Raw genomic sequence first — 20,426 nt, forward strand, 5'->3', positions numbered from 1 at the left:
CCTGCACCCTTAAAGCGGGGGGTAAAAAAAACAGGTATAAAAAAACCCCGCGCGAGCGGGGTTTTGTGCGGTCGGGCTCGAGTAATCAGCCCTTTTCGGCGCGCTCTTTCTCGATCAGGAAGTCCACTACGTCCAGCATCAGCTGCTGGCCATTGGATTTACCTTTCAGGCCCGGCAGCGAAGTGCTGATGCGGTATTTGCCCGCAACCACCATTTCGGGCGTACCGGTGAGGTTGTACGCGCGCTGTTTGGCCTGGCCCTGCTTGATTTTGCTGTTGATGGCAAAGGAGTTGAGCAGTTTGACCGCTTTCTCACCATCGGCGCCATTGTCGGTAAAGATCGCGGCAATGGCGGCATCGTCTGGCTTCCAGTTGCGGCCGTCGCGGTTGGCGAACATTTTACGCTGCTGGGCGATGGCGGCAAAAATCGGATCGTGGACCTTGTCCATCACACCCATGGCTTCGGCGACGTAGAACATGCGCGCATGGACTTCCATCACCGGCTGCCAGATGGCCGGAATCTTCTTCAGCGCGACATCGGCGGGCATGGTTTTCTGCCACTTCTTCAGCGGCGCCTCGAAGTGGTAGCAGTGGCCACAGCCGTACCAGAACAGCTCGGTGACTTCGACTTTGCTGTTGTCATCCTGAGCTACAGCGGTGGGCAGCACTTCGTAGTGCTGGCCGGCCTTGAATTTACCCGGGGTATCCTGGGCGCAGGCCGCGAGGCTCAGCAGCATGGTGAACAGGGCGACAACAGTTCTCATTGGGACTTACTCCAAACATTTATTCTGGGTGGCGGGGGCAGTATGGTCTTGAATACCTGACGCCCGGCTGAATATAGACCGCCGGAATTATTGAAGTTCCCGCTGCCGGGTGCAACCCGGGTGCGGCAGCCAGAAACAAAAAGGCCGGTCACAGACCGGCCTTTTGTGAACTCGCTCCCGTACCGACGGTGCAACCGAGCGGTTCTTACTCGGTCAGGCCTGCAACAAAGTTGGCCACCGCCTTGATCTCGGCGTCAGACAACTGCTTGGCCACGGTACGCATGGTGCGCGCGTCGCCATCGTTGGCGCGGGTACCGGCGCGGAAGGCTTTCAGCTGCTTTTCCACATATTCGGCGTACTGACCAGACAAGCGCGGATAGCCGGCCGGGGCATTACCCTGACCTGTGGGAGAGTGGCAACCCATGCAGGCGGGCACGCCGCTGGCGGTATTGCCGGCGCGATAGATCTTGCTACCCAGCTCCAGGCCATCCACATTGTCGCCGTTGTTCAGCATTACCGAGAAGGCCTCGGAACCGGAGATCTGGATATTCTGCGAGGCAAAAAACGCCGCCACGTCTTCCAGATCCTGGTCGCTCATATTGTCGAGCATACCGGTCATTTCCGGGACTGCACGGTCACCGCTCTTGATGTCGTGCATCTGCTTGAGCAGGTACTTCTCACCGAGGCCGGCGATTTTCGGGAAGGTGGGTGCCGGGCTGTTGCCATCCGGACCGTGGCAGGCAACACACAGAGCCGCCTTGGATTGCCCCGCACTGGCGTCACCGGCGGCGTAGCCGACCTGGGTAAACGCTACCATCCCCAAAGCCAGAGCGGCCTTTTTTATAATGCTGTTCATACGTCGTCCTGTTGCGCGCTGAAATTGTGCATCCTACGTTGCTGGCGGCTTACCATACGCCCGGCAGCCATCAGCGACGTTAAAACCGCGGCATTATATACTTGCGCGCCATCTGAGTGTACCGGGAAGACTCATGTCCGAATCCAATGTAGAACGAATCAATTTCCGCCGAGCGGAATTTCTTATCAGCGCGCCCACCCTGGCGGAGTGCCCGGAGGACTCCGGCGCCGAGGTAGCCTTTGCCGGCCGCTCCAATGCCGGCAAATCCAGCGCCATCAATGCGCTGACCGACAACGGCAAGCTGGCGCGCACCTCCAAGACACCGGGGCGCACCCAGCTGATCAACTTTTTCCGCCTGAGCGAGCAGCAGCGGCTGGTGGACCTCCCGGGGTACGGCTACGCCAAGGTAGCGCGCTCCATGAAAGATGAGTGGCAGCGGCACCTGGCGTTCTACCTGGAGCAGCGCAAGTGCCTGAAAGGACTGGTGTTAATGATGGATATCCGCCAGCCGCTGAAGGAATTCGACCTGCAGATGCTCACCTGGGCGGTGAATGCCGGTATGCCGGCGCATATCCTGCTGACCAAGGCGGACAAACTGAAAAACGGCCCCGCCAACAATACCCGCTTCGCCGTAGAAAAGGAGCTGAAGGAGCTGGGACTGGACAACAACGTCAGCGTGCAGATCTTCTCCTCACCCAAACGCAAGGGGCTGGACAAGCTCGAGGCGCGCCTGAATCAGTGGCTGTCACTGGCGCCGGGTGACAGCGAAGGCGATACAGCGGAGTAATATCCAGCGGCAAGGGCCCTGGCGACCAGTAAGCGCTCACATACGTAAAACCCCGGACCATCGCGACGTTAATGGCTGCCGGCCAGCCCCTCTTCCTTGAGGCTGTCCAGCAGAATACGTCGCAGCGCGCGGCGCGCAGTCGGCGTCAGGCCGCGTAGCTGCTCTGCCGTGAGATGACGTTCAGCAATCAGAGACGCGAGGGCCTCCCGGCTGATCTGAACTTTAAGAAATCGATCCGCGGACGCCATGGTGAATTGCGCTCCTGGTTCAATGTGATGTGGGTTCGCGCCAATCAATGCAGCCGCGGGGGCCCACCCGCAGCCGGCGACAACTCTCCTGGCAACTGCCCACCCCAGGCTTCGGGCACTCTGGTGTCCTCCGTATAGAGGGTACGGATACAGTCGGCGGTAAGTTGGTAGTGGGCTTTGGTTGCCAGTTCCCGCGACAGGCGCGAGCTGGCCCCCACAAGGATATAATTGCCATGCCCGGTATCGCCGGTCTGGCGATACGCTTCCATGAGCTGACGAGCACTGTCGGTAAAGCGCATTGCCGCCACGGCGTAGCCCGGGGCTCGCTCACTGAGAAGGAAATCGGCCAACTCATATGCGCAACCGAGAAACGGTACCGCCTGCCGATACTGCCCCTCTTCACACAAAAGCGCTCCCCGCTCGGTCCACTCCAGCCACGACTGCTCCGCACGCCGGGCATCGCTCATCAACCACTGGCGATGGTTGGCACACAAAAACTTCAAATTCACAAAAATTCCCCATGCAATTCGGGTTGATACATCCCTGTTCCATGTCCCTCCCGGTGATTTCCAGCTCGGCGGTTGAGCAAAGGGGGCACACTCAATACACCGTAATACGAAATATTATCATTTGCAATTGTGAGGAAGGTAATCTCTGCGGGTGATGTGAAATAGACCGCCAGATTTCTACTAAACTGAAATAGCAGGCAAAAAAAAGCCGGCAGATTGCAGCTGCCGGCCAGGGGTCAGTGCCCTTGGGGATGGGCACTGTGGGGAACGCGCCCAGGGGGACGGGCACGCTCTTGGGTTCTCACCCAAATTCCACTGCATCCGATGCGTTTCCTTCAATACAAAGACTAAGCTGGGCCGCGGTTGTTCCCCACTCAATTTTCTCTGCGTTGCTCTCCGGTATTCGGATACAGGAAATGTATCCCACAACCACGCCTGCTGGGGATATTAAATTCTTATATTGAGACTTTATTCTCCACCACTGGCTAAATTTTCCATTTTCGTGCAATTCGCAATCAACCATCTACCAGCCCTGTTCGTTTCTCGATCAGTGTATTTTTTGTGCGCGGACAAATTTTGGGCAAAAAAAAGCCCCGATGGGGGTAGCTTCGGGGCGAGGGGCTTCTGACTAAGCTTTGGGGGATGATGTTCAAATCAACGATCTTGCTTAGTTAGAGGGGCTGTTTCCGGTGGAGTTCCACCGGAAACAAAAAAATTTCAAAAAATTTGAAAGTTCTCAGTGCGCCTCGTCCCAGTTGGCTCCTTCTCCCAGGTCCGCAATCAGCGGTACATCCAGTTCCGCTGCGGCCTGCATCAGTTCCGGAATCCGTTTCACAATCACATCCCGCTCGTCGGCGGGGACTTCCAGTACCAGTTCATCGTGCACCTGCATGATCAGCCGGGTTTTCAGTTTTTCGTCGCGCAACCAGGCGGCCACGGCGATCATCGCGCGCTTGATGATATCTGCCGCAGTGCCCTGCATGGGCGCGTTGATGGCGGTGCGCTCGGCAGCCTGGCGTTGCATGCCGTTGCGGGAATTGATTTCCGGCAGATACAGGCGGCGGCCAAACAGGGTTTCCACATAACCCTTGTCTGCAGCCTGCTTGCGGGTGTTCTCCATGTATTCGAGCACACCCGGATAACGCTCGAAGTAGCGGTCGATATAGGTTTGTGCATCTGCGCGGGGAATATCCAGCTGCTTGGCGAGGCCGAAGGCACTCATGCCGTAAATCAGGCCGAAGTTGATTGCCTTGGCGCGGCGGCGCTGCTCATCGCTCACCTCGTCTGCCGGCACTTCGAACACTTCCGCGGCGGTAGCCCGATGAATGTCGGCGCCCGCGGCGAAGGCATCCAGCAGCCCCTTGTCGCCAGACAGATGCGCCATGATCCGCAGTTCAATCTGGGAATAGTCCGCGGCCACAATCACACTGCCGCCGTTAATGTTTGGGTCCGCCACAAAGGCCTGGCGGATACGGCGACCTTCTTCGCTGCGGATGGGAATGTTCTGCAGGTTGGGATCGGAGGACGACAGACGCCCGGTGGCAGCCACGGCCTGATGGTAAGACGTGTGTACACGTCCGGTGGCCGGGTCGATCATCTGCGGCAGCTTGTCGGTGTAGGTATTTTTCAGTTTGGCCATGCCCCGGTACTGCATGATGATGGCCGGCAACTTGTGGCTCAGGGCCAGCTCCTGCAGAACGGCCTCTGCGGTGGACGGCGCTCCTTTCGGGGTTTTCTTGATCACCGGAATTTCCAGTTTTTCAAACAGGATGGTGCCCAGCTGTTTGGTGGAGCCGAGATTGAATTCTTCCCCGGCTTCTGCAAACGCCTGCTGCTCAAGATCGCGCATTTTTTCTTCGAGCTCGCCGGACTGCTTTTTCAGCATGGCGGCGTCGATGTAGGCCCCGTTGCGCTCGATATGGGTCAGCACCGGCACCAGCGGCATTTCGATTTCGTCGAGCACTTTTTCCAGGCTCGGCTCTTTCGCCAGACGACCGCTCAGTTCCTGATGCAGGCGCAGGGTGATGTCGGCATCTTCCGCGGCGTAGGGGCCCGCCTTGTCCAGTTCGATCTGGTTGAAGGTGAGCTGCTTGGCGCCCTTGCCGGCAATGTCCTCAAACTTGATGGTGGTCTCGCCCAGATATTTCAGTGCGAGGGTATCCATATCGTGGCGGCTGCCAGTGCTGTTGAGCACATAGGATTCAAGCATGGTGTCGCGGGCGATACCGCGCAGTTCGATATCGTAGTTGGCAAGAATGTGGCTGTCGTACTTGAGGTTCTGGCCGACTTTTTTGTATTGCTCGTCTTCGAGAATCGGCTTCAGTTTGGCCAGCGCCTGATCAAAATCGATCTGCGCGGGGGCCCCCATGTAATCGTGGGCTAACGGCAAATAGGCGGCCTCGCCCGCTTCCACGGCGAAGCTCACCCCCACTAGCTTGGCCTGCATGTAATTGAGGCTGGTGGTTTCGGTATCGAAAGCGAAGACGTCGGCGCTTTTGAGCTTTTCCAGCCAGCTATCCAGGTCTTTCTCATCCAGCAGAATGCTGTAATTCCGCTCTACGGTCAGCGCATCGGCGGCGGACTCAGGGTCACCGCCGCCCTCCTCGCTCAGTTCCTCCACCCAGCTGCGGAACTCCATTTCGGCAAACAGTGCGCGCAGCTTGTCGGTATCCGGCTCTCCGTTGGCCAGTTCCTGGGGCTCGCAGTCCATTTCCACATCGGTCTTGATGGTGGCGAGCACGTAGGACATGTCCGCGGCGTCTTTGTGTTCGGCCATTTTCTTGGCCAGGGTTTTGGAGCCGCGGAAACCCAGGGGCGCGATGGCGTCGAGGTCGGCGTAGATGTCTTTCAGGCTGCCGAGCCCCTGCAATAGCGCAAGTGCGGTCTTCTCGCCCACACCGGGCACGCCGGGAATGTTGTCGGACTTGTCGCCCATCAGGGCAAGGAAATCGATGATCAGCTCCGGGCCGACACCAAATTTGTCTTTTACCCCATCCACATCCATCACGGTGTTGGACATCGTATTTACCAGGGTGACACCGGGGCGCACCAGCTGGGCCATGTCCTTGTCACCGGTGGAAATGATCACGTCCAGGCCCTGCTCCGCGCCCTGCAGTGCCAGGGTGCCGATCACGTCGTCCGCTTCCACTCCGTCGATGACCAGGCGCGGCAGGCCCATGGCGTCGATGATGTCGTGGATCGGCTGGATCTGTGCGCGCAGGTCGTCCGGCATGGGTGGACGGTGGGACTTGTACTCTTCGAACAGTTCGTCGCGGAAGGTCTTACCCTTGGCGTCGAACACCACCACGACCGGGCTGTCCGGGTGCTCCTTCAGGTGTTTACGCAGCATGGAGATGACCCCGCGCACGGCGCCGGTGGGTTGACCATTACTGGTGGCCAGCGGCGGCAGCGCGTGGAAGGCGCGGTACAGGTAGGAGGAGCCATCAACCAGGATCAGAGGCGCGGAAGCAGTCTTGTCTTTACTCATATACAGGTGGGAAACCAGTTTTTCATTGCGGAGATATCAGTGGGCGACAGGATACCCGCGATCGCATCTTTTCGCTCCCCTCGCAGAGAGCTTTCGCTCCACCGATACCGCCGCGCGAGTCATCGCACTGTCACCCACGTCTCGCCAGTAGCTTCTAGGCTTGGTATAGGGAAATTAAGGAGAGGTATTTGCAATGGAACCCCGCATTATTCTTCCGGGGCTGCTGGCCTGCGCGCTGTCCTGCGCAGCCTTTGCCGCGGAACAGACTGACCTCGAGGCCAGGACTGACCTGACGACTGGCGTGACGACTGAAACGCAATCGGAAGCCATCGAGCATGTGGAAGCGGTCGCCTACCCGGTGCCCGAGGTCACAACCACCGAAAACGAAACAGACAGGCGCCTGCTGGACGAACAGTTTCGTGAAAAAATCCGCCAGGAAATACGCCGCGCACCCAATCGTCAGGCGCTGATCAACAGTGTGCAGAAACAGCAGAAGCAGTTGCTGGAAGCCTTACGCACAGCGGGTGAGCGCCAGATTAGTGAAGAAGTGGTGCAAGAGACAGCGGCCGAGCTTCGGGAAAAGCCACTGCTGGATACGGAGCAGCCCAGACACCTGCCCCTGCAACCGCTGGAGCCGGCGGCGCTGACAACAGATGCCGATGTGGATCAGGAAGAGGAGGCGGCCGCGAGCGAGCCGGCACAGGAAAGTCCGGTAAAAGAAGATGCGCCTCAGGAACCTACCTGAAACAGACCCGGCCGAGTTGAGCACCGCCCCGGCCCCTCATTCGCTTCGGTTGGGGCCAGTTTCGGGATCGGTTTCGACTTCGGCACCGGAAGCAGCGTCCAGAGCCGTATCGGGAATAGTCCCCAGACATTTACGCGCATCCGCCAGGAGTTTCGCCATCAGCGCGGTGTAATCCGCGTTTGGCGGCAGTCCGACTCCCAGCGGATCCAGCGCTACATAGCCTAGATTCAGGTGCGCCGCCGTCTGCCGATCCCGCTCATTCTCCGGCACTTCACCAAACAGGCAACCGCGCGCCTGTCCATCTTCTGCCGCTTTGTGCTTTTCCAGCATGGTGCGGGCACCGTGCTGGTGGCTGGCAGAAGAGCCGAGACTCTCGGTTTTCACCCCCGCCGGACCGAAGAACTGGCTGTACGCCGTGTGGGTGGATACCACGGGGACACCACGATAGGCCCACAGCGCCCGATCCTGTACTTTCTGCAGGTTTGCCATGGCGCGGGAAAAATTGCGCGCCCGGGTGCGAAACACATCCGCTTGTTCCGGGTTCAGTGCCGCCAGGCGCGTGGCGATCAGGGCGGCCATCACCGCGGCATTGCGCGGGCGCAGCCAGATATGAGGGTCACCCGAGTCGGCCCCCTCAAATTCATAGTCGCCAGCGGCAAGCAAACCTAGCTGCCGATCCGCAGGCAGCAGTGACATCTGTCGAGCCAACACCGATTCCATCGCCGGGCCCAGCCAGACCACCAGCTGTGCCGACTCCATCGCTACCCGGTCGGTAACCTTGGGGGCATAGTGGTGTGGGTCGCCATTGCGGATCAGCGTCCGCACTTCCATGTCATCGCCCACCACTTCCCGCGCAATCATCGCCACCGGGCCGATACTCGCCAGCAGCAGTGGTGTGGCACCGCTGCCGCTGTCACGCTCGTCACCCAAATTCTTGGTGTCACAGCCCGCAAGCAAAACCGCAAGTGACGCAACAAGCAGAAAGAGAATGGTTGGGAGTGGTTGTTTGGACATGAATAGACAGCCTGACCGGTACAAATTGGCGCGTTGATAACCCTTTAAAGGCACGTTTAGGCACGAGATATGGCCGTGAGTAATCGCGGGAAAGCCCTGAGCTCAAAACATTGCAGCGCAATGTCCGATACCACCACCTTGAAAGGGGGTGCGATATAATCACACCCGGCATACACTCGCCAGCCTAATCCGCCTATCTAAATGATCTAATAACCGACAGTCAGCCGAAATTGGAGTACCTCCTGAGCTCTTCTGCACCGCTCATCCGCGCCCACAACCTCAACCTGGAAATCTCCGGGCGGCAACTGCTGCGGGATATTTCTCTCGAACTGCACCCGGCGGAAATCGTGACCGTCATCGGCCCCAACGGCGCGGGTAAAACTACCCTGCTGCGACTGCTGCTGGGCCTCAGCCGCCCCACCAGTGGTGGCGTCGAGCGGCGGCCCGGACTGCGCCTCGGCTACATGCCCCAACGGCTGCAGATCGACGCCACCATGCCGATGACGGTGGGGCGTTTTCTGCAGTTGGGGATCGACAACGTAAATGTAGAACAGGCACTGGCCCGCGTGGCCGCCCCACACCTGGCCACCGCGCGGCTCGCAGATTTGTCGGGCGGGGAGATGCAACGGGTGCTGCTGGCCCGCGCCGCGGCGCGCAAGCCACAGCTGCTGGTACTGGACGAACCGACGCAAGGTGTCGACCTGGGGGGGCAGAGCGAGGTTTACCAGTTGATCGCGCAACTGCGCGACGAGCTTCAGTGCGGGGTATTACTGGTTTCCCATGACCTGCACCTGGTGATGGCGGCAACAGACCGGGTGCTCTGCCTGAATCAGCATATCTGCTGTCACGGTCATCCCGAGCAGGTCAGTAAAGATCCTATCTACCTGGAGATGTTTGGCGACAAACTGGCGCCCTATACCCATCACCACAACCACCACCACGACCTGAATGGGGAAGTGGTGGATGAGCACTGCGATCACGACCACGACCACGCCGTGACTCCACCACCATCTCGATCCGCACCCCGGGATTCCGGAGGGCAACACTGATGGACTGGTCGCAACTCCTGCACTCGACGTTTCTCTGGTACGCCCTTGGCGCTGGCCTGCTGGTGGCGCTGGTGAGCGGCCCACTGGGTTGCTTTGCGGTATGGCGCCGCATGGCCTATTTCGGCGATACCCTGGCCCACTCGGCACTGCTGGGCGTGACCCTCGGCTTCGTACTGCATATCCAACCCACCCTGGCTGTGGTGGTAAGCAGTTGCCTGCTGGCCCTGCTGCTGGTGTATTTCCACCGTCGCCAGAACCTTTCGGTGGACACCCTGCTGGGCATTCTGTCCCACTCCATGCTCGCCCTCGGCATCGTTACCATCAGCCTGCTGGATATCAACGTGGATCTGCTGTCTCTGTTACTCGGCGACCTGCTGGCAGTCTCCACCCGGGATCTGGTACTGATGGCCATCGCCGCACTGGTGATCGCGGTACTGCTGTACTTCCTTTGGTCGAAGCTACTGGCATTTACCCTCCACGAAGAACTGGCGGCGGTAGAGGGGATAAAAACAGAAAGGGTGCGACTGGCGCTGATGCTGATGCTGGCACTGCTGATCGCCATCGCCATGAAGGTAGTGGGCGTACTGCTGATTACCGCCCTGCTAATCATCCCCGCGGCCACCGCACGGCGCATCTCCACCACTCCGGAACAAATGGCCGGCTATGCGTCGCTGATCGGCTGCGTCTCCGTCCTGCTCGGACTCATCGCCTCGGTGCTGTGGGACAGCCCGGCGGGGCCATCGATTGTGTTGGCGGCGGGGCTGATATTTTTGCTGGGGCAGTTCTGGTCAAAAAAAGAGTCGTAATACAAGGGAGAGTACCCAGTCAAACCAAACTGGTGGAGACCTACTCGCCGCCTATCCCGAAATAGAAGCCCAATTCAGCCGCGTACGCTTCAGACGTCGGAAGCGGTTTGAAGCTCACACTGTGCTCTACATTTTCATTTGAACTTGCCGCCTGACTGGGTAAGCCTACATCAAAGGCGGCCCCCAGAGACAAGCCACGCTGATTCATCGTCATATCGACTATAGCGCTCAACGGGGCCTTGAGTTGATAGTCCTGTTTAGCGTTGTCTGCAATCTGTTTAATGCGATTCAGGGATGCATCAAATTCCTTACGGTCCAAATGTTTCATTCTGTAAGTGACCGACATGTTGTACATATCGCAGAACTTTTGCTCAACTTTCATCGAGTCCTGATTCTGAAACAAAATGGTATAGGTATAAACCGGCTCGTCACTATTCGGATCTACCGACTCCCGCTTTTCCACCAATTTCCCATCCAGGGGAATAGCGATGTCCTCGATAACACGGTCGGTGTACTTGCAATCAAGGGCTTCATTATTTTGTGCGCAGGCACTATTGACCACCACGAGCAGAGCTGCCAGTACTAACTTATGCATGCCATCACCCTTCAGAAACGTATTTAATTGGTTTTAGAATCGAACCCTTTGCATACTCTTGCAGGGGCTTTTTATTTGGCTTTATCTCTATGTGCCAACATGAATTCGATTTCCCAGTTTCATCGATCAATTTTTCGATATAGCCTTCACTCACCAGGTCATTCAAACAAGATGTAAATTTTTTGATATTGAACCCCTTACATACTGCCCTTGTTGAATTCACACCTATATCAAAGATATTCAGCTTTTTGTATTCCTCTGTTCCGACGCAATGTTTGGAGACACGCTGTCCGGACTGTCCCAACCGAACAATTGCATTCTTCATCAGCTCGACAATTTCGTCGTCACTCTTTGATTTATTATCTGCGTACACCCGCAGCACCTTATCGCCATTAGCGCCGTATAACCGAAACTGGGCTTTCAGATCCTTTTTCCCATTTTTTAACATAATTCGCGCTTGCTGATCAGGTGTACGGAACGTTGAGGTGATCACAGCGCGATTCATTCCGGACTCTTTCAGTGCCAGCTTGATGACTTCTATACTGTATGGATCAACAATTCGTCGCTCTGACGCAATGTCACCATAGCTGACGATCAGGTTGTTTAGCCCGGCTTTCGCGTTTACTGTTTCGTTTGAAACTGGCTCTGGTTGATTCTTGGGCGAAGCCCCCACCAACACTTGTTCAACTGCATTCTGTTCGACTTCGCTGAAATACATCGTTAGATATCGAAATGTCTTCCCTTCCGGGTCCACTCGACCATCGGGGTATCGCATACCAACTGCATTTCTCTGGAAGTGTTTGATCGCTGCGATGGTTTTTGTTCCGATCAAACCATCTTCATCTAGTAGTGCTAAGGGTGCAAAGCTTCCCGCAAATGAATTCAGGTACATCTGTACCAACCTCACATCCCTTACATCATTCGTGCCAGAGACACCCACAGGCCTCAGTAGTCCTTTTGGCATGGAAAATTCCTTTCGTCGCTACATCAGGTCTCAACCCGGATATTTCAAAAGCACCATATGCAAAACATTCACCCCGGAGTGAGTAAACACACAGGCCCAGAAGCTACCGCGCAGTTGCCAAACAAGTGCGTAGCCAAGCCCGGCAACGCCCACCAGTATTAGCATCGTGATGGATGCCGCCCAGCCTGTATGTAAATAGGTAAACAGCAGGGTTACCAGGATCGTGGCGATCCAGGGCCAGCGGTTTAGCCATTGACCCAGCCCGCGCTGAATAACCCAGCGGAAAAAACCTTCCTCGGCAATACACACGACCAATAGATTCAGCAGCGCGGCGAGTGCGATGGTGGCGGTGAGTTTGGGTTGGAATTCGAGAAACAGGGCTCCGATCAGTATCGGGGTGACGATGGCTATTGCCATCACCGGAAGGTCTCTGCCCTTCAGGGGCTGCGGGCGCACCAGCATGAACAGCACCACGGTGAGGGCGATGATCGCCTTGGCCGGGCGGAAGCTCGGATATATCTCACTGCCGCTCTCAAGATAGGGATCCATCAACAGGATGTGGTCATTTCCCGGAATAAGTCCACTGGTCACCACCAGCATCAGCAAACCGGTAATTACATAGCTCGCGGCTTTTTTCCAGCCCTGGGTGGTTTCCATTGCCACCAGACCGAGCCAGATCGCCGGCGCGAACACCCCGATCCAGCCAAATGGAATTGCCAGCAGACAAAGAAAGGCAGCGGGAAGCCAGAGTGATTTGCTATTGAAGGGCTCGGCGGCACGGATCACCGGCTCGCCCTCTTGGACATTGAGTGAAAACATAGAAAATCCATTTTCAGTTTGATCAGACGAGAACAGGCGCCATTCTAGCGCCTGTGGGGGTTTATTTCAGTGACGAGGGTCTGCCTAGCCGTTGTACGTGGCTCGCATGGAACGGTAGGTAAGCTTCATTTTTGCCGGGTCCAGCGGGGCCTTGAAGAAGCCGTGGTAGTGCCCCCGGGGGTTGATCAGTACTACCTGGGAACCGTGATCCACGGTGTAGTTGCCATCTTCCAGCGGCACCTTGTTGAAAGGTACATTGAGCTGATTGGCAAAACGCTTGAGATTCAGAAACTCGCCGGTTACGCCGTAAAAATCCGGATTGAAGTAACGCACATAGTCGTGCAACTGCTCCGGCTTGTCCCGCTGAGGATCAACGGACACCAGTAGCACATCGGTGTCACTGCGGGTGTCGTCGTCCAGGGTCTGATAAAAATTGTTCAGTGTGGACAACGTCGTCGGGCATACATCCGGGCAGTGGGTGAAACCGAAAAATACCAGCGTCCAGCGACCTTCCAGCTCCGTGGTTTTAAACACACTCCCGGTATCGGCGACCAGATCGAACTCATCAAGAATCCGCGGCCGCTCCAGTTTTATCGCACCATTGGCACGCAGCTCGCTCTCGGTAATCACCCGCGGCTGATTCATCTTGTTCAGAAAACCCGCGATGACCGCGATCATGAACAACACCATTATTGCGACGGTGATTAATATTCCGCGCTTCTGTTCTGGTGAATGTTGTGCATTTTCTCCCATCTTCAGACTCCACTGGTGGGCAGTGCCACCAGGTAGTGATCCAGTAGCATGATGCAGAAAAGTGCCATCAGATAGATGATGGAATACTTGAAGGTTTCCATTCCGGCGTTCGGTTTTTTATCCCGCAGCATTTCGATGGCCCAGTACAGAAAGCCGATACCCAGCACGACCGCGCCGAGCAGATACAACCAGCCAAGCATTGCCGTAGCAAAAGGGAGCAGGCTGACGACAAACAGGATAATGGTATACAGCAGGATATGGATTTTTGTGTAACCCACACCGTGAGTGATGGGCAGCATGGGAATTTCGGCTTTTGCGTAATCGTCCCGGCGGTGCACGGCGAGGGCCCAGAAATGCGGTGGCGTCCAGGCAAAAATAATCAGCGCGAGCAGCAGGCCGTGGCCATGTACTTCGCCGGTCACCGCGACCCAACCTAGTAGCGGTGGCGCTGCGCCAGCGAGACCGCCGATGACGATATTCTGCGGTGTGGCGCGCTTGAGGAACATGGTATAGACGACGGCATAGCCCAGCAGGGACAGCAGTGTCAGCCAGGCAGTCAGTGCGTTGATAAAAGCGAGCAGGATTGCCATACCAGTGCAACCCAATACCAGCGCGAACAGCAAGGCTTTTTGCGGTTCCACTCGCCCCCGCGCCACCGGCCGATTGGTGGTGCGCGCCATTTTGATATCCACATGCCGGTCCACCAGGTGATTGACCGCAGCGGCTCCGCCTGCGCACAAGGCAATACCGATATTTCCCAGAATCAAGACGTCCAGCGGCACCATACCGGGTACGGCCAGCAACATGCCGATCACCGAAGTGAGGATCATCAGCATCACCACCCGCGGCTTGGTGAGCTCATAGTAATCGCGCCAGCCGGCACTTTGAACGTTTACTGCCTGGGTACTCATGGTTACCACCTCGTTGTCATTATTATCTGAGGTACTACTCAATCCTCTGGACCAAACATCATTCCTGATCAATCACTTCACGTTTTACGAAAAATTCTTCATCGCCGGTTGTACCGTATTGATGCGGTAACAGAACGTCAGCAAGCTCAGTAATAACAGTGCTGCGCCAGCATTGTGCGCCACCGCAATCGACAGCGGCAGGGACATCACTACATTCGCAATTCCCAATCCCACTTGCAAGCACAGCACCGCGAACAGTCCCTGAGCCCAACGCCGGGAGCCAGCCCGCCACGCCAACAGTGCAAGCAGGCCAACCAGCAGCGAGACGATTATTGCGCCAATACGGTGGGTAAGGTGGATGGCCGTGCGCGCATCCCCCTCCAGCGCACCGCCCAGATAATTCGGCCCTATCTGTTGCGCAACATTAAAACCCTGACTGAAATCTGTTTCCGGCCACCACTGGTTGTGACAGGTCGGGAAATCCGGGCAGGCGAGCGCGGCATAATTGGAACTGGTCCATCCGCCCAGGGTAATTTGCAACACCACAACAATCACCGCGGCCACAGCCAGCGGACGCAATTTTTGCAGCGCGGTAAATTCGTGCGGCGGCACCAGCCGTTTCCGGTAGCGCAGCCGTTCGGCCAGCATCCACAACACGGAGAGCGTGGCCATCCCACCGAGCAAATGCGCAGTCACGACTTGTGGCCACAGCTTCAGGGTCACGGTCCACATGCCGAATGCAGCCTGCAGGATAATCAGCCCAAGCAGGATATGGCTCTGGATAAAACCGCGGTGGCCGCGACGGCGCCAGAACATGTACGTCAGCCCCGCCACCAATAGCAGTAACATGCCGGCAAAATAGCGGTGCACCATTTCCGGCCAGGTTTTATCGGTCTCGACAGGTGTGTCGGGGAAGGCCAGGTTAGCCGCAGCAATTTCATGCCCATCATTCGGCCACAAAAGATGACCATAACAACCGGGCCAGTCCGGGCAGCCCAACCCGGCATGGGATAAACGGGTGAACGCGCCCAGAACCACCACCACCAGGGCCAGTCCGGTGCCGATCATGGCCAGGCGAAAACGCCAGTCTTTCTTGTAGTTTTTTCGCAGTTCGGTGATGTCGGATTCCACATCCATTTCGCTCTCTCCCGAGTCAATAGGGCCGCTACTTTTCGTAGGAGTACTTCAGCAGTCGTTTGATATCTTTGAGCAACTGGTTACCACTGTGACCGTTGTCGTAAACCATCATGGCAAAACCATTCTGATCCACCAGCAGTGCGCTGGGTCGCGGCAGTTGTGCGTAATTACTGTCTGCCAGCCACTGCTCAACCTGTTGCTGATCAGCGGTGGCAAAGCGGAGCAGCGGGTGCAGGCCGGCCAGGTGGCTGTGGCGCGCTTCGGCCAGCGCATCGCTGGTCACCAGTAAACGCTCTACCCGCGGCGCCTTGTCACTGAGACGGATATGGACCTGGCGAGTTGTGTACAGAAGCTTTTCGCACGCTTCCGCGCACTGTGCATCGCTCAGGATCAGGTAGCGCCACCTGGGCTCTTCCTCGGCGAGAATAATAGGTTTTCCACCGCGCTCAATCAGGTCCATTTCGGCTACCTGTTGCGCGGGCTTGAGGAGTTCTCCCTGATTGACGGTGGCTGTGGGTATGCCAACGCCGGTATAGAACACGATGTAGGCGGCCACAATAGGGAGAGCCACAGATGCGAAGACGATAAACCCGGACAGGCGGCCGAGCCCCCTGGACTTCGTCTGTTCGCCGCGCCCGACATCACTTCCGATAGGTGCAGTTTGCGTCTGCGTATGCTCTGTCACGATCTGTACCTCGCTGTTGCGCCGCGGTGTACCAGCTCCTCATTGTGGTGCTCGGGTGGATAACCTGCGGTAGCTCGTTATTGTTATCGGTTGATTATGTCTGTTCTGGCGATTTTTTAAACCACTTTTCTCGCACGATACGCCGCATATTGGTCGCCGCAAGCAGCCAGAGTACCAACAGTGCCGCAGCCATGGTAAACCACTGAACCGCGTACCCCCGGTGTTTCTGTGGGTTTGTGGTGATCAATTGCCAGTCTGTCAGCAGTGCGGTATCGGAATCGGCACTCAGGCGAATATGCCATGCAGGCTGCTGCAGCCGTAGCTGGCCGCTACTCAATGGCTGCAGAGACTGGATTCGACTGTGGGAAGACACCGCAGTTTGCTCGTCCACCGCTGTATCACCATTCGGGTACAGAAACCCGGTGATAACCTTGGCGGCCAGTGGATAAGCAATATCTGGCAGCCGGTTTCGGTCACTGCTGGCAGGCAGCCAGCCGCGGTTGATCAGCCAGCGGGCTTTTCCAGATTTGCTGTTGCCGGTTTCAAACACCTGCAGTATTTCGTAGCCGACACGGCCATTGCGGGTGCGGTTATCGAGATAAAAATATTCATCGGTATAGAAGCCGAGCAACCGAACAGGTGTGTAGACCTTTGGTTTTATCAGCTCGGAAATTTTTTGCGGTTGTGATGATAGGCGGGCATCCACTTTATCCAGAATCTGTTGCTTCTCTTCGCCCCGCTGTAATTGCCAGCTGCCCAGACCAATCAGCAGTGGAAAGAAACACAGGCACAGGATGCTGAGAGGCCAATTGCGGATAAATGCTACACTGGCGGCTCGCGATGGTTCTCCCGCTTCCGTGGAGAGTGTTTGGGTCCCGGTGGTAAATGCATTGTCGTCAGGGTGTGACGACTTATTCGGAACTGTCATGCCAACAATACTTCTGTTTACTTCTATGGGTGGCGCTAAATTATGTGGCTAAAAGCAATTATCGTGTTGCTGTTTCTCGCCGTGCTGGCCAGTTTGACCAGCGCTCTGCTATTTATGTTGCGCGATATGGGCGCGCCGCAATCTAAGCGTACCCTCTATACGCTGGGCATTCGCATAACCCTGGCGGCATTGCTGCTTATTGCCATCTGGTATGGCTTTCACAGCGGGATGCTTTCCAACACGGCACCCTGGGCGAACAAATATTAATGTTTAAATCTATGGTGGATGCACATCGCACCCACCATTGCCGGTCTGGTTACGCACCGAGTACGTAAACAAAGATAAACAATCCTACCCACACCACGTCCACAAAGTGCCAGTACCAACTGGCAGCTTCAAAGCCGAAGTGATCATCAGGCTTGAAGTGATGTGCAATCACCGAGCGCAGCAGCATGATCAATAGCATGATGGTGCCCAAGGTAACGTGCGCGCCGTGGAAACCAGTCAGCATGAAGAAGGTCGTTCCGTAAATACCGGATTCCAGTGTCAACCCCAACTGCTGGTAGGCTTCCAGATATTCTTCCACTTGGAAGAACAGGAAAGTGAAGCCCAATACCACGGTGGCACCAAGCCACAGGTTGAAACCCTGGCGCTTGCCTTTTTTCAGGTAGACGTGGGCGATGTGCACGGTAACGCTCGAGGCCAGTAGCAATACGGTGTTCAGCAACGGCAGGTGCCAGGGGTCGATAATGCCCTTGGGCCCAACCACTTTGGCCGAATCACCGGCTACTGCCTGTTCTGGGGTGACCATAAGCGGCCAGGTATTCTGGAAGCCATCCCACAGCATATTGGAAGAGCCGCGGTCACCTTCGCCTCCAAGCCATGGCAATGCGAAGGTGCGAATGTAATACAGCGCGCCAAAGAACGCTGCGAAGAACATCACTTCCGAGAAAATGAACCAGCCCATACCCCACACATAAGAGCGCTTGAGCTGATCACTGTTGAGCCCCTGCATATTTTCCTTGATCACCGTGGCAAACCAGAACCACAGTACCGTGGCCATGGACAGCGCACCGGCGAAGAAAATATAGGAGCTCCCGCCATTGATCCAGCTGGCGGCACCGAAGGCCGTCAGAAAAAGGCCGATGGTGGCGAAGATAGGCAGCCGGGACTGCTCGGGAACATAGTAGCTGCTTTCAGTGGCCATAGTTTTTTATCCCTCTCGCTCGGGGTCGGAATTTTTGTTGTTCGCTTGTTTGGCAACTCTTTCCGTGACATCAAACAGCGTGTAGGAAAGGGTGATGGTGTTTACGCCGGGAGGCAGGTCGGGATCGACAATAAATCGTAACCCCAGCTCTGCAGTTTCTCCGGCAGCGAGTGCCTGCTGATTGAAGCAGAAGCACTCGGTCTTATGAAAATAGCTGGCGGCCTTAAAAGGTACCAGGCTCGGGATCGCCTGACCGACCATGTCGTGCTCGGTGGGATTACGGGCAACAAAAACCGTGTCCACAGCCTCACCGGGATGCACGCGCAATTCCACCGTGCCCGGTTTGAATTCCCACGGCATATTTTCGTTGTTACTGGCAACGAACTGCACTTTCACCGTGCGCTCGGTATCCACCGCGGCGGGCACCGCTTCATAACGTCCGCCGGTCTTGCCATTGAGTCCGGTAATTTCGCAGAAGGCATCGTACAGCGGCGGCATGATGAACAGCGCAAAGCCGAGCATGCTGACCGCGAGGGTCAGCAGCTTGGCCGTGGTTTTAGCGTTTGCACTCAGCGACATAATGGCTGCCCGTTAACTCAGTGATTAACGCACGACCGGCGGTGTGCTGAAGGTATGGTATGGCGCCGGTGAAGGCACACTCCATTCCAGCCCTTCTGGATTTTCCCAAACTTCATCGGTGGCTTTTTTGCCGCCCTGTACGGTGCGAATCACGTTGAACAGAAACACGATCTGCGCAGCGCCGAACAGGAAGGCACCCACACTGGCAATCTGGTTGAAATCAGCAAACTGCAGGGCGTAATCCGGTATGCGACGTGGCATACCGGCGAGGCCGACGAAGTGCATGGGGAAGAAGGTTACGTTCAGGCCGACAAACGCCATCCAGAAATGCACCTTGCCCATGGTCTCGTTGTACATATTCCCGGTCCACTTGGGCAGCCAGTAATAGACGCCGGCGGTGATCGAGAAGATCGCGCCAGGTACCAGCACATAGTGGAAATGCGCCACCACGAAATAGGTATCGTGATACTGGAAGTCCGCCGGCGCGATGGCGAGCATCAGCCCGGAGAAGCCACCCAGGGTAAACAGGATTACGAAGGCGATGGAGAACAGCATCGGAGTCTCGAAGGTCATCGAGCCCCGGAACATGGTGGACACCCAGTTGAACACCTTCACCCCGGTAGGCACGGCAATCAGCATGGTGGCGTACATGAAGAACAGCTCACCGGCAATCGGCATTCCCACGGTAAACATGTGGTGCGCCCACACGATAAAGCTGAGGAAGGCGATGGATGCGGTGGCGTACACCATGGAGCTGTAGCCGAACAGCGGCTTGCGCGCGAAGGTGGGGATGATCGCCGACACGATACCAAACGCCGGCAGAATCATGATGTACACCTCGGGGTGGCCGAAGAACCAGAACACATGCTGGAACAGTACCGGGTCACCGCCGCCGGCCGCGCTGAAGAAGCTGGTGCCGAAGTGGATATCCATCAGCATCATGGTCACTACACCGGCCAGTACCGGCATGACCGCAATCAGCAGGTAGGCAGTAATCAGCCAGGTCCACACGAACAATGGCATCTTCATCAGGGTCATGCCCGGCGCGCGCATGTTCAGGATGGTGGCGACGATGTTGATCGCCCCCATGATCGATGACGCACCCATGATATGCACGGCGAAGATGAAGAAGGTTACGCTCGGCGGTGCGTATTCGGTGGACAGCGGTGCGTAGAAGGTCCAACCAAAGTTGGGCGCGCCACCCTCCATAAACAGAGTGGAGGTCAACATCGCAAACGCGAAGGGAAGAATCCAGAAGCTCCAGTTGTTCATGCGCGGCAGCGCCATGTCCGGAGCGCCGATCATCATCGGCACCATCCAGTTGGCGAGGCCAACGAAGGCCGGCATCACCGCACCGAATACCATGATCAGACCGTGCATGGTGGTCATCTGATTAAAAAATTCCGGCTGCACTATCTGCAGGCCGGGTTGGAACAATTCGGCGCGGATAACCAGCGCCATACAGCCGCCCAGCAGGAACATCGCAAAACTGAACCACAGATACATCGAGCCGATGTCTTTGTGGTTAGTGGTGTAGAGCCAGCGGGTAAATCCGGGTTTGGGACCGTGTGCCATAACTAAACT

22 protein-coding genes are annotated in these 20,426 nt (G+C 56.7%); 5 read left to right on the plus strand and 17 right to left on the minus strand.

Features of this window, described 5'->3' with window-relative positions:
* Nucleotides 1-85 precede the first annotated feature (85 nt).
* Nucleotides 86-763, minus strand: coding sequence for a thiol:disulfide interchange protein DsbA/DsbL (locus Q1A74_RS15070; RefSeq protein ID WP_299597970.1), 678 nt, complete (start codon nt 761-763; stop codon nt 86-88).
* 205 nt (nt 764-968) lie between these two features.
* On the minus strand, nt 969-1,619 hold the full coding sequence (locus Q1A74_RS15075; RefSeq protein WP_299597973.1) for a c-type cytochrome: 651 nt from the start codon (nt 1,617-1,619) through the stop codon (nt 969-971).
* A gap of 133 nt (nt 1,620-1,752) precedes the next feature.
* Here Q1A74_RS15075 and yihA point away from each other — a divergent pair, with 133 nt between their 5' ends.
* A complete protein-coding gene (yihA, locus tag Q1A74_RS15080) occupies nt 1,753-2,406 on the plus strand; it encodes a ribosome biogenesis GTP-binding protein YihA/YsxC (RefSeq protein ID WP_299597976.1) in 654 nt (217 codons plus the stop codon).
* Between the two features lie 68 nt (nt 2,407-2,474).
* Here the strand turns inward: yihA and Q1A74_RS15085 are convergent, their stop codons facing one another.
* The 3 genes from Q1A74_RS15085 to polA all read right to left on the minus strand — a co-directional run bounded on the left by Q1A74_RS15085 (nt 2,475) and on the right by polA (nt 6,650).
* A complete protein-coding gene (locus tag Q1A74_RS15085) occupies nt 2,475-2,654 on the minus strand; it encodes a hypothetical protein (protein ID WP_299597979.1) in 180 nt (59 codons plus the stop codon).
* 44 nt (nt 2,655-2,698) lie between these two features.
* Complete coding sequence (locus Q1A74_RS15090; RefSeq protein WP_299597982.1) at nt 2,699-3,163, minus strand: hypothetical protein; 465 nt, start codon at nt 3,161-3,163, stop codon at nt 2,699-2,701.
* Nucleotides 3,164-3,899: 736 nt separating this feature from the next.
* Entirely contained in the window at nt 3,900-6,650 is a 2,751-nt protein-coding gene (gene polA / locus Q1A74_RS15095; RefSeq protein ID WP_299597985.1) for a DNA polymerase I, read from the minus strand.
* 193 nt (nt 6,651-6,843) lie between these two features.
* Here polA and Q1A74_RS15100 point away from each other — a divergent pair, with 193 nt between their 5' ends.
* Entirely contained in the window at nt 6,844-7,395 is a 552-nt protein-coding gene (locus Q1A74_RS15100) for a hypothetical protein (RefSeq protein WP_299597988.1), read from the plus strand.
* Between the two features lie 36 nt (nt 7,396-7,431).
* Here Q1A74_RS15100 and Q1A74_RS15105 read toward each other — a convergent pair whose 3' ends face one another.
* Entirely contained in the window at nt 7,432-8,409 is a 978-nt protein-coding gene (locus Q1A74_RS15105) for a metal ABC transporter substrate-binding protein (protein ID WP_299597991.1), read from the minus strand.
* Between the two features lie 263 nt (nt 8,410-8,672).
* On the opposite strand from Q1A74_RS15105, the gene znuC reads away from it, so the two are divergent.
* Together znuC and Q1A74_RS15115 are read left to right on the plus strand one after the other, a co-directional pair.
* A complete protein-coding gene (gene znuC, locus Q1A74_RS15110; RefSeq protein ID WP_299598400.1) occupies nt 8,673-9,458 on the plus strand; it encodes a zinc ABC transporter ATP-binding protein ZnuC in 786 nt (261 codons plus the stop codon).
* On the plus strand, nt 9,458-10,264 hold the full coding sequence (locus Q1A74_RS15115) for an iron chelate uptake ABC transporter family permease subunit (RefSeq protein WP_299597993.1): 807 nt from the start codon (nt 9,458-9,460) through the stop codon (nt 10,262-10,264). Before znuC ends, Q1A74_RS15115 begins: the two co-directional genes overlap by 1 nt.
* Before the next feature lie 40 nt (nt 10,265-10,304).
* On the opposite strand, the gene Q1A74_RS15120 is transcribed toward Q1A74_RS15115, so the two are convergent.
* The 8 genes from Q1A74_RS15120 to Q1A74_RS15155 form a co-directional block, all read right to left on the minus strand.
* Nucleotides 10,305-10,859, minus strand: a complete 555-nt coding sequence (locus tag Q1A74_RS15120) for a hypothetical protein (RefSeq protein WP_299597996.1) — start codon at nt 10,857-10,859, stop codon at nt 10,305-10,307.
* A 4-nt stretch (nt 10,860-10,863) separates the two neighbouring features.
* Complete coding sequence (locus Q1A74_RS15125; protein ID WP_299597999.1) at nt 10,864-11,823, minus strand: peptidoglycan-binding domain-containing protein; 960 nt, start codon at nt 11,821-11,823, stop codon at nt 10,864-10,866.
* Between the two features lie 30 nt (nt 11,824-11,853).
* The gene (locus Q1A74_RS15130; RefSeq protein WP_299598002.1) at nt 11,854-12,642 is read right to left on the minus strand and encodes a CPBP family intramembrane glutamic endopeptidase; all 789 of its coding nucleotides are present in this window, start codon (nt 12,640-12,642) and stop codon (nt 11,854-11,856) included.
* Nucleotides 12,643-12,726: 84 nt separating this feature from the next.
* Nucleotides 12,727-13,320 (minus strand): SCO family protein, encoded by a 594-nt coding sequence (locus tag Q1A74_RS15135; protein ID WP_367275413.1) that lies wholly within the window; start codon nt 13,318-13,320, stop codon nt 12,727-12,729.
* A gap of 77 nt (nt 13,321-13,397) precedes the next feature.
* A complete protein-coding gene (gene cyoE / locus Q1A74_RS15140; RefSeq protein WP_299598009.1) occupies nt 13,398-14,306 on the minus strand; it encodes a heme o synthase in 909 nt (302 codons plus the stop codon).
* 84 nt (nt 14,307-14,390) lie between these two features.
* Nucleotides 14,391-15,443, minus strand: a complete 1,053-nt coding sequence (locus Q1A74_RS15145; protein WP_299598011.1) for a heme A synthase — start codon at nt 15,441-15,443, stop codon at nt 14,391-14,393.
* A 28-nt stretch (nt 15,444-15,471) separates the two neighbouring features.
* Entirely contained in the window at nt 15,472-16,128 is a 657-nt protein-coding gene (locus Q1A74_RS15150; RefSeq protein ID WP_299598014.1) for a hypothetical protein, read from the minus strand.
* 94 nt (nt 16,129-16,222) lie between these two features.
* Nucleotides 16,223-17,056 carry an SURF1 family protein gene (locus Q1A74_RS15155; protein ID WP_299598017.1) on the minus strand — a complete coding sequence of 278 codons (834 nt, stop codon included), beginning with the start codon at nt 17,054-17,056 and terminating at the stop codon, nt 16,223-16,225.
* 42 nt (nt 17,057-17,098) lie between these two features.
* On the opposite strand from Q1A74_RS15155, the gene Q1A74_RS15160 reads away from it, so the two are divergent.
* Complete coding sequence (locus Q1A74_RS15160) at nt 17,099-17,323, plus strand: DUF2909 domain-containing protein (RefSeq protein WP_299598020.1); 225 nt, start codon at nt 17,099-17,101, stop codon at nt 17,321-17,323.
* Between the two features lie 49 nt (nt 17,324-17,372).
* On the opposite strand, the gene Q1A74_RS15165 is transcribed toward Q1A74_RS15160, so the two are convergent.
* Genes Q1A74_RS15165 through ctaD form a run of 3 tightly spaced genes read right to left on the minus strand, consistent with a single transcriptional unit; the run spans nt 17,373 to nt 20,417 of the window.
* Nucleotides 17,373-18,263, minus strand: a complete 891-nt coding sequence (locus Q1A74_RS15165; protein WP_299598023.1) for a cytochrome c oxidase subunit 3 — start codon at nt 18,261-18,263, stop codon at nt 17,373-17,375.
* A gap of 6 nt (nt 18,264-18,269) precedes the next feature.
* Complete coding sequence (locus Q1A74_RS15170; RefSeq protein WP_299598026.1) at nt 18,270-18,842, minus strand: cytochrome c oxidase assembly protein; 573 nt, start codon at nt 18,840-18,842, stop codon at nt 18,270-18,272.
* A 24-nt stretch (nt 18,843-18,866) separates the two neighbouring features.
* The gene (gene ctaD, locus Q1A74_RS15175) at nt 18,867-20,417 is read right to left on the minus strand and encodes a cytochrome c oxidase subunit I (RefSeq protein ID WP_299598029.1); all 1,551 of its coding nucleotides are present in this window, start codon (nt 20,415-20,417) and stop codon (nt 18,867-18,869) included.
* Between the last annotated feature and the right edge of the window lie 9 nt (nt 20,418-20,426).

Origin of the sequence: uncultured Microbulbifer sp., assembly GCF_947504145.1 — a bacterium.
Classification (GTDB): Bacteria; Pseudomonadota; Gammaproteobacteria; order Pseudomonadales; family Cellvibrionaceae; genus Microbulbifer.